Genomic DNA, 13293 nt, shown 5'->3' on the forward strand with positions numbered 1-13293 from the left:
ATAAGAAAACTACCCAAGTTATTCTTGGGTAGTTTTCTTATTCTAAGATATGCTATAATGATGAGTAATATGACTCTATATATAATAGCTAACCCCCATGCTGGTAATAAAAATGCCTCCACTATTGTTGGTAAAATTCAGGAGCTTTATCATACTGAAGATATTTCTGTGTTCTATACAGAACAGAAAGATGATGAAAAAAAACAAGTCATTAATATACTAAGGTCTTTTAAAGAAAGTGATCATCTAATGATTATAGGAGGAGATGGTACCTTATCAAAAGTAATGACTTATCTCCCCCAACATATTCCGTGCGCTTATTATCCTGTTGGTTCAGGAAATGATTTTGCCAGGGCTTTGAAAATTCCTAACCTCAAAGAAACCCTTACCGCTATTCAGACAGAAAGATTAAAGGAAATTAATTGCTTTATTTATGATAAAGGGCTGATTTTGAATAGTTTAGATTTAGGTTTTGCAGCCTATGTCGTTTGGAAAGCATCTAACTCTAAAATAAAAAATATTTTGAATAGATATCGTCTAGGAAAAATAACTTACATTGTTATAGCTATCAAATCATTATTACATTCTTCTAAAGTACAAGTATTAGTGGAAGGAGAGACAGGACAGCGGATAAAACTAAATGACCTTTATTTTTTCGCATTAGCAAATAACACTTATTTTGGAGGTGGCATTACTATTTGGCCTAAAGCAAGTGCTTTAACTGCAGAGTTAGATATGGTTTACGCTAAAGGGCATACTTTTCTAAAACGATTAAGTATTTTATTATCTTTGGTTTTTAAAAGGCATACTACCTCTAAAAGTATAAAACACCAGACTTTCAAAGCTATGACCGTATATTTTCCTAAAAATAGTTTGATTGAAATAGATGGCGAAATAGTTGAGTTAGATCAGATTAGTTTAAAATGTCAAAAAAGGTATTTATATATGTAAGGAGAAAAGATGTATCAAGTTGGATCACTTATTGAAATGAAAAAACCTCATGCTTGTGTAATTAAAGAAACTGGTAAAAAGGCTAATCAATGGAAGGTACTGAGAGTAGGAGCTGATATTAAAATTCAGTGTACTAACTGTCAGCATGTGATTATGATGAGTCGTTATGATTTTGAGCGAAAATTAAAAAAAAGTACTGCAACCATGAAAGTCCTTTTAAACAAATAATTATAGCTATATTTGCAACCAATACTTTCCTAAATAATTGCTAGTATGCCGTTGGAAAATTAGCTATTCTAATGTTATCGAAAGAAGAAAGGTGGCCATTGACAATGACGAAAGTTGCAGAACAGTTGTTTATTTTTCGGTAAGTCATATCAAAATGGGAAAATGGGGATACCACACCAGATTTGGATAATTTAATCAGGTTAGCTGAGATTTTTGACGTGAGCTTAGATGAACATGTTTTAGCTAAAACAAATGAAGTTAAAGTTGAACGTATTTATGAAAAAAATCTTGATCTGTAAAAATATAATAAAATTTATTGGTTTATTTTTCGAAATATTATTCGATCTCTACTAATTATCTTAGCTATATTAACTTTCTTATAAGCTCTAGGTCTTCCCTTTGTTTCGGAGTGGATAATTTAAATGAAGGTGAAAGAGTGGCATAATGATAAGCAAATCTGAAATTTTCTTCTTATCATACCGCTTTTTCTTCTATTTTTTGATATAATGGTCTTGATTGAAATTTGAATGGAGACTCACTAAATGGCTTTAACAGCAGGTATTGTAGGCTTACCAAATGTTGGTAAATCAACTTTATTTAACGCAATTACAAAAGCAGGAGCAGAAGCTGCTAACTATCCTTTTGCGACTATTGATCCCAATGTTGGTATGGTAGAGGTACCAGATGAGCGTCTGCAAAAATTGACAGAATTGATTACGCCTAAAAAAACAGTTCCGACAACCTTTGAATTTACTGATATTGCAGGTATTGTTAAAGGTGCTTCGAAGGGGGAAGGTCTAGGAAATAAATTTTTAGCTAATATTCGTGAAGTGGATGCTATTGTTCATGTGGTACGTGCTTTTGATGATGAAAATGTTATGCGTGAACAAGGTCGTGAGGATGCCTTCGTTGATCCTATAGCAGATATTGATACTATTAATCTTGAATTAATCTTAGCTGATTTAGAGTCAATCAATAAACGTTATGCGCGTGTTGAAAAAATGGCACGAACTCAAAAAGATAAAGAATCAGTAGCAGAGTTCAATGTTTTACAAAAGATTAAACCTGTTTTGGAAGATGGGAAATCAGCTCGTACCATTGAGTTTACAGAAGAGGAAGCAAAAGTTGTTAAAGGTCTCTTTTTATTAACAACTAAACCTGTTTTATATGTTGCTAATGTTGATGAGGACAAAGTAGCTGATCCTGATGATATCGACTATGTTAATCAAATTCGTGCATTTGCAGAAACAGAGAGTGCAGAAGTAGTTGTGATTTCTGCTCGAGCTGAAGAAGAAATATCTGAACTTGATGATGAAGATAAGTTAGAATTTTTAGAAGCTATTGGATTAACAGAATCTGGTGTTGATAAATTAACACGAGCTGCTTATCATCTTTTAGGCCTTGGAACTTACTTTACTGCTGGTGAAAAAGAGGTTCGCGCTTGGACATTTAAGCGTGGTATAAAAGCTCCACAAGCTGCGGGTATTATCCATTCAGATTTTGAAAGAGGTTTTATTCGTGCAGTAACGATGTCATATGATGACCTTATTCAATATGGATCTGAAAAAGCAGTAAAAGAAGCTGGCCGGTTACGTGAAGAAGGAAAAGAGTATATTGTTCAAGATGGCGATATCATGGAATTCCGTTTCAATGTCTAGTAATAAATAATCAATTTGTTAACTTTTAGGTTAAGGATATTGTTATTATCCTTAACCATTTTTGCGTTTTAATGGAGAAGATAATGGTAAAAATGATTGTTGGATTAGGAAATCCAGGAAGTAAATATAATGATACAAAACATAATATTGGATTTATGGCTGTTGACAGAATTGTAAAAAAACTTGACGTCAACTTTACAGAAGATAAAAATTTTAAAGCAGAGATAGGTAGTGATTTTATCAACGGTGAAAAAATTTATTTTATCAAACCAACTACTTTTATGAATAACAGTGGTATTGCGGTAAAAGCCCTGCTTACTTACTACAACATTTCTATTAAGGATATGATTATCATATATGATGATTTAGACATGGAAGTCGGTAAAATACGTTTTCGTCAAAAAGGATCTGCTGGGGGACATAATGGTATCAAGTCTATTATTGCTCATTTAGGTACTCAAGAATTTGATCGTATTAAAGTAGGTATAGGACGTCCGAATGGACGTATGACAGTTATTAATCATGTTCTAGGGAAGTTTGATAAAAATGATGAAATTATGATATCAAATACTCTTGATAAGGTTGACAATGCTGTCAATTATTATTTACAGACGAATGATTTTCAAAAAACAATGCAGAAATACAACGGTTTAAAATGAATATTATAGAATTATTTAGCCAAAATAAAGTGGTGCGGACATGGCACTCTGGATTAGTAACTAATAGTCGCCAATTAGTTATGGGGTTTTCAGGAGCAAGTAAAGCTATTGCTATAGCATCAGCCTACGAGAAGTTATCTAAAAAAATTATGGTAGTCACTGCCACTCAAAACGATTCTGATAAATTATCAAGTGATATATCAAGTTTAATTGGAGAAGATAACGTTTATCAATTTTTTGCTGATGACGTTCCTGCAGCAGAGTTTATTTTCTCTTCATTAGACAAATCAATTTCACGACTCAGTGCCTTGAGGTTTCTAAAAGATCCAGAAAAAAACGGTGTTTTGATTACTAGTATCAGTGGTTTAAGGTTACTATTACCAAATCCGGAAGTTTTCTCGAAAAGTCAATATAAGTTTGAAATCGGTCAAGAATGTTATTTAGATAAATTGAGTAAGAACTTAGTCAATTTAGGTTATCAGAAAGTTTCTCAAGTATTTAGTCCTGGTGAATTTAGCCAAAGAGGAGATATTTTAGATATTTTTGAGATGACACAAGAATATCCTTATCGCTTGGAATTCTTCGGAGATGAAATAGATGGCATCAGGCAGTTTGATATTGACACTCAAAAGTCTCTTAAACAATTAGAGTCAGTACAGATTTCGCCAGCAGATGATATTATTTTACAAGATGCAGATTTCGAGCGTGCAAAGAAAAAACTTGAGGGCTATCTAGTAACAGCTAGTGAGGAACAACGCGCCTATTTGAGCGAGGTTTTATCTACAACCGAGAATCATTTTAAGCACTCAAATATTCGTCGTTTTCTAAGTATCTTTTATGAAAAAGAATGGGGAATATTAGACTATATTCCTGAGGGAACTCCACTTTTTGTTGATGATTTTCAAAAAATTGTAGATCGAAATGCTAAGTTAGATTTAGAAATAGCTAGCCTTCTGACGGAAGATTTACAACAAGGCAAGTCTCATTCTAGTTTGAACTATTTTTCAGATCCTTATAAGCAATTAAGACAATACCAACCAGCAACCTTCTTTTCAAATTTCCACAAAGGATTAGGAAATCTGAAATTTGATAAACTTCATCATTTTACTCAATATGGAATGCAAGAATTTTTTAATCAATTTCCATTGTTGGTCGATGAAATCAATCGTTATAAGAAATCTGGAGCGACAGTACTGTTGCAAGTAGATTCTCAAAAAGGTTTAAATCTCCTTCAAGAAAACTTAAAAGAATATGGGTTAGATTTAATCATTTCAGATAAAAACGATATCGTTCCAAAGGAGTCACAACTTATTGTTGGGCATCTTTCAAATGGTTTTTATTTTGCAGATGAGAAAATTGTTCTGATTACTGAACGTGAGATTTATCATAGGCGTGTTAAAAGGAAAATTAGACGCAGTAATATTAGTAATGCAGAACGTCTAAAAGATTATAATGAACTTTCAGTTGGCGATTATGTTGTTCATAATGTTCATGGCGTAGGAAAATTTTTAGGTATTGAAACAATTGAGATACAAGGTATTCATCGTGATTATCTGACTATTCAATATCAAAATGCTGATCGGATCTCTATCCCCGTAGAACAAATTGAACTTCTAACAAAATATGTCTCTGCAGATGGCAAAGAGCCTAAAATTAATACGTTAAATGATGGTCGCTTCAAAAAAGCAAAACAGAGAGTTGCAAAGCAAGTAGAAGATATTGCTGATGATTTGTTGAAACTTTATGCAGAGCGTAGTCAATTACAAGGATTTGCATTTTCTCCTGACGATAATATGCAAAATGACTTTGATAATGATTTTGCATATGTAGAGACAGAGGATCAATTGCGGTCGATAAAAGAAATTAAACAGGATATGGAAGGTAATCGTCCGATGGATCGATTATTGGTTGGAGACGTTGGTTTTGGTAAGACAGAGGTTGCTATGCGTGCGGCTTTCAAAGCTGTCAATGACCATAAACAAGTTGCTGTTTTAGTCCCAACAACAGTTCTAGCTCAGCAGCATTTTGAAAATTTTAAAGAACGTTTTAGTAATTATCCTGTTACAGTTGATGTACTTAGTCGTTTTCGTAGCAAAAAAGAACAAACAGATACACTAAAAAGATTATCTAAGGGCCAAGTTGATATTATTATTGGAACACATCGGCTTCTCTCTCAAGATGTTGTATTTTCGGATTTAGGGTTAATAGTTATTGATGAGGAACAGCGATTTGGTGTAAAGCATAAAGAAAAGTTAAAAGAATTAAAAACAAAAGTTGATGTCTTAACTTTGACAGCGACCCCAATACCTAGAACATTACATATGTCAATGCTTGGCATTAGAGACTTATCAGTCATTGAAACACCTCCAACTAATCGTTATCCTGTGCAGACTTACGTTTTGGAGACAAATCCTGGTTTAGTTAGAGAAGCTATTATTCGTGAGATAGACAGAGGAGGACAGGTTTTTTATGTTTACAATAAAGTTGACACTATTGAACAGAAAGTTTCAGAACTTCAGGAGTTAGTACCAGAAGCTAGTATTGGTTTTGTTCATGGTCAAATGTCTGAAATTCAATTAGAAAATACATTAATAGACTTTATCAATGGAGATTACGATGTTTTAGTTGCAACGACAATAATTGAGACAGGAGTCGATATTTCAAATGTTAATACCCTCTTTGTTGAAAATGCAGATCATATGGGCTTGTCAACCCTTTATCAATTAAGAGGCCGTGTGGGTAGAAGTAATCGCATTGCTTATGCTTACCTTATGTACAGACCTGATAAAGTTTTAACAGAAATTTCTGAGAAAAGACTAGATGCAATCAAAGGGTTTACAGAATTGGGATCTGGTTTTAAAATAGCGATGCGTGATTTATCTATACGTGGTGCAGGAAATATTTTAGGAGCTTCACAAAGTGGTTTTATTGATTCGGTTGGATTCGAGATGTATTCACAGCTTCTAGAGCAAGCGATTGCCACCAAACAAGGAAAATCATTAATTCGTCAAAAAGGTAATGTTGAATTAGCCTTACAAATTGACGCCTATTTACCAGCAGAATATATATCAGATGAGCGCCAAAAAATAGAAATATATAAGCGTATTCGTGAATTAGAAACTAGGGCTGATTATGAAGCCTTACAAGATGAGTTAATAGATCGTTTTGGAGAATATCCTGATCAAGTTGCATACCTTTTAGAAATAGGACTTTTAAAAGCTTATCTGGATCTTGCCTTTACTGAATTAGTAGAAAGAAAAGGTAATGAAATAAGCATCATATTTGAAAAAGCATCTTTGAAATATTTTTTAACTCAAGATTATTTTGAAGCACTATCAAAAACTCAACTTAAGGCTAGAATTAGCGAAACAAATGGTAAGATGGAAGTTGTTTTTAATATCAAACATAAGAAAAATTATGAAATTATTGAAGAACTTCTAAAATTTGCCGAATGTTTTATCGAGATTAAGTCACGTAAACCAGTAGAAGAATAACTAAGTGAAAAGTTGCAAGGAAATTTGGATACTCTTTTAGAAAATGTTTGGTTCAAGAAGAATAGTACGAGAAACATTATGTTTCACGTCAAACATCTCAACTTTTGAAAGACATAAATATTTTTAGAGGTTATTAAAATAGAAGTTTTTTACTTGATATTTGAGAGAATTAAGAGAGCTAATAGCTCTCTTTTTGTTACATTATATTGACAAATATTATCAGTTCAGATATTTTTCAAAAAAAATGCTAAAATAGTAGAGTTAATTTAGATAGAAGGATGTGATCATCAGTGAGATTAGACAAGTATCTAAAAGTGTCGCGTATCATTAAGCGTCGTCCCGTTGCTAAAGAAGTTGCAGACAAAGGACGTGTCAAGGTGAATGGCGTATTAGCAAAGTCATCAACTGACCTAAAGCTTAATGACCAAGTTGAAATTCGTTTTGGTAATAAATTGTTGACCGTTAAAGTATTAGAAATGAAAGATAGCACTAAGAAAGAAGATGCTATCAAAATGTATGAAATTATTAATGAAACAAGGATAGAAACAGATGAGCAAGCCTAATGTTGTTCAGTTAAATAATCAATATATTAACGATGAGAATCTAAAAAAACGTTACGAAGCTGAGGAGTTACGCCGAAAAAATCGTTTAATGGGTTGGGTTCTTATTTTTGTCATGCTTTTATTTATTTTACCCACTTATAATTTAGTTAAGAGTTACAGAACTTTACAAGAACGTCGTCAAGAAGTTGTAAAATTAACGAAAGACTATCAGACATTAACTAATAGAACTGAGAACCAGAAGTTACTAGCAAAACAACTAAAAAATCCAGATTACGTTCAAAAATATGCTCGAGCGAAGTATTATTTCTCTAAGACCGGCGAAATGATTTACCCATTACCAGACCTTTTACCAAAATAATTATGAATAATTTAATTGAAACAATAGAACATTTTCTAGCCTACTCGGATGACAAACTAGAAGAGTTAGCTGATAAGAACTATCAACTTAGGCAAACAATTGTAGAAAAAGAAAAGATTGAGAGCAGAGAAAAGTAATGAAGAAAGTTTTAACCTTCTTATTATGTAGCTTATATTTTGTATCAATCCCAGCTATAAGTACCGAGGAGCCATTAACGCTTTCTCAAAATAGACGATACGCCTTAACTCAGACAGTTGTGGATAAGGAAATGTATTTTGATGCTATTCCAGAGAGACCAACTACAAAAATTGAAATAAGCAGTTTTCAAGATGAAGCTTTAACCATAACAGGAGAGACTTTAGTTCCAAATACTTTATTGTCGATTATTTCCCTTACAATTAATTCAAATGGAATTCCAGTATTTACTTTGTCCAATGGACAGTTCATAAAGGCTAGTCGTGAAGCTATTTTTAATGATTTAGTTTCTAAGCAGCAATCTGTCTCATTGGATTATTGGTTAAAACCTTCTTTTGTGACTTATGAAGCACCTTACACAAATGGTGTTAGTGAAGTTAAAAATAATTTAAAACCTTATTCCAGAGTGCATTTAGTAGAACAAGCAGAAACAGAACATGGTATTTATTATAAAACGGACAGTGGTTTTTGGATATCAGTAGAAGATCTATCGGTTGCTGATAATCGTATGGCTAAGGTTCAAGAAGTATTATTGGAAAAATATAATAAAGATAAATATGGTATATACATCAAACAATTAAATACACAGACAGTAGCTGGTATTAATATTGATAGGTCAATGTACTCTGCAAGTATTGCAAAATTAGCAACACTTTATGTTAGCCAAGAGCAAGTAAAATTAGGAAAACTGTCATTGGACAGCAAATTTGAATACAAAGATAATGTTAATCAATTTCCTAATAGCTATGATCCAAGTGGTAGTGGGAAATTAGAGAAAAAAGCTGATCATAAATTATATACAGTTAAGGAGTTACTTGAAGCAACTGCCAAGGAATCAGATAATGTTGCAACAAATATGCTAGGTTATTATGTCAATAATCAATACGATTCAATGTTTCAAACACAAGTAGACACAATTTCTGGTATGCACTGGGATATGAAGAAACGCCAGATTTCTCCACAAGCTGCGGGTAAAATGATGGAAGCAATTTATTATCAAAATGGAGATATTGTTAATTACCTATCAAAGACTGATTTTGATAATACAAGAATCCCTAAAAATATACCAGTTAAAGTAGCACATAAAATTGGAGATGCTTATGACTACAAACATGATGCGGCTATTGTTTATGCAGAACAACCTTTTATTATGATTATTTTTACAGATAAATCATCTTACGATGATATCACTAAGATTGCTGACGACGTTTACCAGGTTTTAAAGTAATATGTATAACACTATTTTGAAAGATACCTTATCCAAAGGGTTATTTACCGCTCATCAGAAAGTTTTAATTGCTGTTTCTGGTGGCATTGATTCAATAAATTTGTTGCAATTTTTATACCAGTATCAAAAAGAGTTATCAATTAGTATTGGTATTGCACACATAAATCATGGACAGCGAAAAGAATCAGAAAAAGAAGAAGAATATATCAGACAGTGGGGACAGATACATGATGTCCCTGTCTTTATCTCTTATTTTCAAGGAATATTTTCAGAAGATAGAGCACGTAACCATCGCTACAATTTTTTTTCAAAAGTTATGCGTGAAGAAGGTTACACGGCTTTAGTAACAGCTCACCATGCTGATGATCAAGCTGAAACTGTATTTATGAGAATTTTAAGAGGAAGCAGGCTACGCTATTTATCAGGGATTAAGCAAGTGAGTGCTTTTGCAAATGGTCAATTGATTAGACCATTTCTTCCATATAAAAAGGAGTTATTACCAAATATTTTTCATTTTGAAGATGCTAGCAATGCTTCGTCTGATTATTTGAGAAATCGAATAAGAAACATCTACTTTCCTACTTTGGAAAGAGAAAATAATCAATTGAAAGATTCTCTCATAACTCTCTCTGAGGAAACAGAGTGTTTATTCACGGCTTTAACAGACCTAACAAGGAGCATCGAAGTAACAAACTGCTATGATTTTTTAAGGCAAACTCATTCCGTCCAAGAATTTTTATTGCAAGATTACATTAGCAAATTTCCAGATTTACAAGTGAGTAAAGAACAGTTCAGAGTAATATTAAAATTGATTAGAACTAAAGCCAATATTGACTATACTATTAAATCGGGCTATTTTCTTCATAAGGATTACGAGAGTTTTCATATTACAAAAATCCATCCTAAGACGGATAGTTTTAAGGTTGAAAAAAGATTAGAATTGCATAATATACAAATATTCTCACAATATTTATTTTCCTATGGAAAATTCATTTCTCAAGCAGACATTACTATTCCTATTTATGATACTTCTCCGATTATTTTAAGAAGAAGAAAAGAAGGGGATAGGATATTTTTAGGAAATCACACTAAAAAAATTCGCCGTCTATTTATTGATGAGAAAATAACTCTAAAAGACAGAGAAGAAGCTGTTATTGGGGAGCAAAATAAAGAGTTGATATTTGTGATTGTTGCAGGTAGAACATATTTGAGAAAACCTTCTGAACATGATATAATGAAGGGCAAACTTTATATTGAAAATTTAGAAAAAAGGTGACATCATGCTTGAAAATGATATAAAAAAAGTTTTATATTCAGAAGAAGATATTATTCTGAAAACGAAAGAATTAGGAGCTAAATTAACTGCAGATTATGCAGGTAAGAATCCATTATTAGTAGGTGTATTAAAGGGGTCAGTGCCTTTTATGGCTGAACTATTAAAGCATATTGATACACATGTTGAAATTGATTTTATGGTTGTTTCAAGCTATCATGGTGGTACAACTAGTAGTGGAGAAGTTAAAATTTTAAAAGATGTTGATACTAACATTGAAGGAAGAGATGTAATCTTTATTGAAGACATCATTGATACTGGACGTACATTAAAATACCTTCGAGATATGTTTAAGTATCGTCAAGCTAACTCTGTCAAAGTTGCAACCCTTTTTGATAAGCCAGAAGGGCGATTGGTAGATATTGATGCTGATTACGTTTGTTACGATATCCCAAATGAATTTATTGTGGGATTCGGTTTAGACTATGCTGAAAACTATCGTAACCTACCTTATGTCGGTGTGTTAAAAGAAGAAATTTACTCAAAATAGAAAAAAGGTACTCTCTTAAACTATGAAAAATAATAAAAATAATGGTTTTCTGAAAAATTCCTTTATTTACATATTATTGATTATTGCGGTTATTACAACCTTTCAATACTATTTAAAAGGAACTAGCTCTCAAAACCAGCAAATTTCTTATACAAAACTTGTTAAACAATTAAAAGCTGGAGAAATTAAGTCTATTTCATACCAGCCAAGTGGTGGTGTTGTTGAAGTTAGTGGGACATATAAGAAAGCCAAAACAATTAAATCAGCTAATAGTTTTACTTTTTTAGGTGGTAGTGTTGCTACTAAAGTTACAGGATTTAATTCTGTTATACTACCAAATGACTCTTCAATAAAATCTCTTGTTAGCGCTGCTGAAGAAAATAACACTAATATTCAGGTCAAACATGAAAGTTCAAGTGGGACATGGATTTCTTATATTGCCAGTTTTTTACCTTTAGTTATCATGATTGGTTTCTTTATGATGATGATGAACCAAGGCGGTGGCGGTGGCGCTCGTGGTGCCATGAGCTTTGGTAAAAATAAAGCAAGATCATCTAGTAAAGATGAGGTTAAAGTTCGATTTTCGGATGTTGCTGGAGCAGAGGAAGAAAAGCAAGAATTAATAGAAGTCGTTGACTTCCTTAAAGATCCTAAACGATATAAATCTCTAGGTGCCCGAATTCCAGCAGGGGTTCTATTAGAAGGACCTCCAGGGACAGGTAAAACCCTATTAGCAAAAGCTGTTGCCGGTGAAGCAGGGGTTCCATTCTTTAGTATTTCCGGTTCAGATTTTGTTGAAATGTTTGTCGGTGTTGGAGCTAGTCGAGTACGCTCTTTGTTTGAAGATGCTAAAAAAGCTGAACGTGCTATTATTTTCATTGATGAAATTGATGCTGTTGGACGTCGACGTGGAGCTGGTATGGGTGGCGGAAACGATGAACGTGAACAAACGCTCAACCAACTTTTAATTGAAATGGATGGTTTTGAAGGAAACGAAAGTATTATCGTTATCGCTGCTACCAACCGTAGTGACGTGTTAGATCCCGCATTACTGCGTCCAGGACGTTTTGATAGAAAAGTTCTAGTTGGACAACCTGATGTAAAAGGTCGTGAAGCAATTCTGAGAGTACATGCTAAAAATAAACCATTAGCAGATAATGTTGACTTAAAAGTAGTAGCTCAACAAACCCCAGGATTTGTTGGTGCTGATTTGGAGAATGTTCTCAATGAAGCTGCTTTAGTTGCTGCGCGACGAAATAAAAAAGTTATTGATGCTTCAGATATTGATGAAGCAGAAGACCGTGTAATTGCTGGTCCTTCTAAAAAAGATCGTACTATTTCTGAAAGAGAAAGAGCTATGGTTGCTTACCATGAAGCTGGGCACACAATTGTCGGTTTGATTCTTTCAAATGCGCGAGTTGTTCATAAAGTTACTATCGTACCACGTGGTCGTGCAGGTGGATATATGATTGCTTTACCTAAAGAAGATCAAATGCTTCTTTCAAAAGATGATATGAAAGAGCAATTAGCAGGTCTTATGGGAGGACGTGTAGCGGAAGAAATTATTTTCAACGCTCAGACAACAGGTGCCTCAAATGACTTTGAACAAGCCACTGCCATGGCCCGCGCTATGGTAACTGAATATGGTATGAGTGAGAAACTTGGCCCAGTTCAATACGAAGGTAACCATGCAATGATGGCTGGCCAAATGTCACCTGAAAAATCATATTCTGCTCAAACTGCACAACTTATTGATGATGAAGTTCGTCACCTTCTTAATGAAGCACGTAATAAGGCAGCTGATATTATCAACGAAAACCGTGATACTCATAAATTAATTGCAGAAGCCCTCTTAAAATATGAGACTCTTGATGCTGCTCAGATTAAATCGATTTTCGAGACAGGTAAAATGCCTGAGACAGAAAATGATGAAGATAAAGCGAGAGCGTTATCATACGATGAAATCAAAGAAAAAATGCAAGAAGAAGATAAAAAATAAGTCATCATATATTTTTAAAGAACTTTATAAATTTCAAACACCCTTCAAATTTAGATAAAATTTGAGGGGTGTTTTTTATGAAGATGAAGTTTAAATTTGTGAATTAAGAAGATGAAATATGAACATGACAACGGTAA

Annotated in this window: 13 protein-coding genes; all 13 read left to right on the forward strand. The window is 33.2% G+C overall.

Translation table 11 applies throughout. The features are described 5' to 3' along the window. Positions 1 to 57: 57 nt before the first annotated feature. The 13 genes from A6J68_RS01050 (at position 58) to ftsH (ending at position 13156) form a co-directional block, all read left to right on the forward strand. Positions 58 to 951 (forward strand): diacylglycerol/lipid kinase family protein, encoded by an 894-nt coding sequence (locus A6J68_RS01050; protein WP_000987442.1) that lies wholly within the window; start codon positions 58 to 60, stop codon positions 949 to 951. Between the two features lie 9 nt (positions 952 to 960). Continuing rightward, a complete protein-coding gene (locus A6J68_RS01055; RefSeq protein ID WP_105253154.1) occupies positions 961 to 1179 on the forward strand; it encodes a DUF951 domain-containing protein in 219 nt (72 codons plus the stop codon). Positions 1180 to 1361: 182 nt separating this feature from the next. Next, complete coding sequence (locus A6J68_RS01060; protein ID WP_000369331.1) at positions 1362 to 1478, forward strand: hypothetical protein; 117 nt, start codon at positions 1362 to 1364, stop codon at positions 1476 to 1478. 243 nt (positions 1479 to 1721) lie between these two features. Further along, on the forward strand, positions 1722 to 2837 hold the full coding sequence (gene ychF / locus A6J68_RS01065; protein ID WP_001218689.1) for a redox-regulated ATPase YchF: 1116 nt from the start codon (positions 1722 to 1724) through the stop codon (positions 2835 to 2837). An 83-nt stretch (positions 2838 to 2920) separates the two neighbouring features. Then, on the forward strand, positions 2921 to 3496 hold the full coding sequence (pth, locus tag A6J68_RS01070) for an aminoacyl-tRNA hydrolase (protein ID WP_000240199.1): 576 nt from the start codon (positions 2921 to 2923) through the stop codon (positions 3494 to 3496). Next, positions 3493 to 6990 carry a transcription-repair coupling factor gene (gene mfd, locus A6J68_RS01075; protein WP_001021188.1) on the forward strand — a complete coding sequence of 1166 codons (3498 nt, stop codon included), beginning with the start codon at positions 3493 to 3495 and terminating at the stop codon, positions 6988 to 6990. The genes pth and mfd overlap by 4 nt, the downstream gene beginning before the upstream one ends. 290 nt (positions 6991 to 7280) lie before the next feature. Continuing rightward, a complete protein-coding gene (locus tag A6J68_RS01085; protein ID WP_001234967.1) occupies positions 7281 to 7553 on the forward strand; it encodes an RNA-binding S4 domain-containing protein in 273 nt (90 codons plus the stop codon). Next, positions 7540 to 7911 (forward strand): septum formation initiator family protein, encoded by a 372-nt coding sequence (locus tag A6J68_RS01090; RefSeq protein ID WP_000042845.1) that lies wholly within the window; start codon positions 7540 to 7542, stop codon positions 7909 to 7911. The genes A6J68_RS01085 and A6J68_RS01090 overlap by 14 nt, the downstream gene beginning before the upstream one ends. A 2-nt stretch (positions 7912 to 7913) precedes the next feature. Beyond that, positions 7914 to 8048, forward strand: a complete 135-nt coding sequence (locus tag A6J68_RS01095) for an SP_0009 family protein (protein ID WP_001061058.1) — start codon at positions 7914 to 7916, stop codon at positions 8046 to 8048. Then, positions 8048 to 9334, forward strand: a complete 1287-nt coding sequence (locus A6J68_RS01100) for a serine hydrolase (RefSeq protein WP_070469403.1) — start codon at positions 8048 to 8050, stop codon at positions 9332 to 9334. Before A6J68_RS01095 ends, A6J68_RS01100 begins: the two co-directional genes overlap by 1 nt. A gap of 1 nt (position 9335) precedes the next feature. Continuing rightward, positions 9336 to 10610, forward strand: a complete 1275-nt coding sequence (tilS, locus tag A6J68_RS01105) for a tRNA lysidine(34) synthetase TilS (protein ID WP_000282853.1) — start codon at positions 9336 to 9338, stop codon at positions 10608 to 10610. Between the two features lie 4 nt (positions 10611 to 10614). Beyond that, the gene (gene hpt, locus A6J68_RS01110) at positions 10615 to 11157 is read left to right on the forward strand and encodes a hypoxanthine phosphoribosyltransferase (protein WP_000892188.1); all 543 of its coding nucleotides are present in this window, start codon (positions 10615 to 10617) and stop codon (positions 11155 to 11157) included. Between the two features lie 22 nt (positions 11158 to 11179). Continuing rightward, entirely contained in the window at positions 11180 to 13156 is a 1977-nt protein-coding gene (ftsH, locus tag A6J68_RS01115) for an ATP-dependent zinc metalloprotease FtsH (RefSeq protein WP_000794527.1), read from the forward strand. Positions 13157 to 13293: the final 137 nt, after the last annotated feature.

The sequence above is a fragment of the Streptococcus sp. 'group B' genome (genome assembly GCF_002073795.1).
In the GTDB taxonomy this organism is placed as follows: domain Bacteria; phylum Bacillota; class Bacilli; order Lactobacillales; family Streptococcaceae; genus Streptococcus; species Streptococcus agalactiae.

Coding starts and splice junctions, on each gene's coding strand:
- A6J68_RS01050 (WP_000987442.1), top strand. CDS start 58: ATGATGAGTAATATGACTCTATATATAATAGCTAACCCCCATGCTGGT.
- A6J68_RS01055 (WP_105253154.1), top strand. CDS start 961: ATGTATCAAGTTGGATCACTTATTGAAATGAAAAAACCTCATGCTTGT.
- ychF (WP_001218689.1), top strand. CDS start 1,722: ATGGCTTTAACAGCAGGTATTGTAGGCTTACCAAATGTTGGTAAATCA.
- pth (WP_000240199.1), top strand. CDS start 2,921: ATGGTAAAAATGATTGTTGGATTAGGAAATCCAGGAAGTAAATATAAT.
- mfd (WP_001021188.1), top strand. CDS start 3,493: ATGAATATTATAGAATTATTTAGCCAAAATAAAGTGGTGCGGACATGG.
- A6J68_RS01090 (WP_000042845.1), top strand. CDS start 7,540: ATGAGCAAGCCTAATGTTGTTCAGTTAAATAATCAATATATTAACGAT.
- A6J68_RS01095 (WP_001061058.1), top strand. CDS start 7,914: ATGAATAATTTAATTGAAACAATAGAACATTTTCTAGCCTACTCGGAT.
- A6J68_RS01100 (WP_070469403.1), top strand. CDS start 8,048: ATGAAGAAAGTTTTAACCTTCTTATTATGTAGCTTATATTTTGTATCA.
- tilS (WP_000282853.1), top strand. CDS start 9,336: ATGTATAACACTATTTTGAAAGATACCTTATCCAAAGGGTTATTTACC.
- hpt (WP_000892188.1), top strand. CDS start 10,615: ATGCTTGAAAATGATATAAAAAAAGTTTTATATTCAGAAGAAGATATT.
- ftsH (WP_000794527.1), top strand. CDS start 11,180: ATGAAAAATAATAAAAATAATGGTTTTCTGAAAAATTCCTTTATTTAC.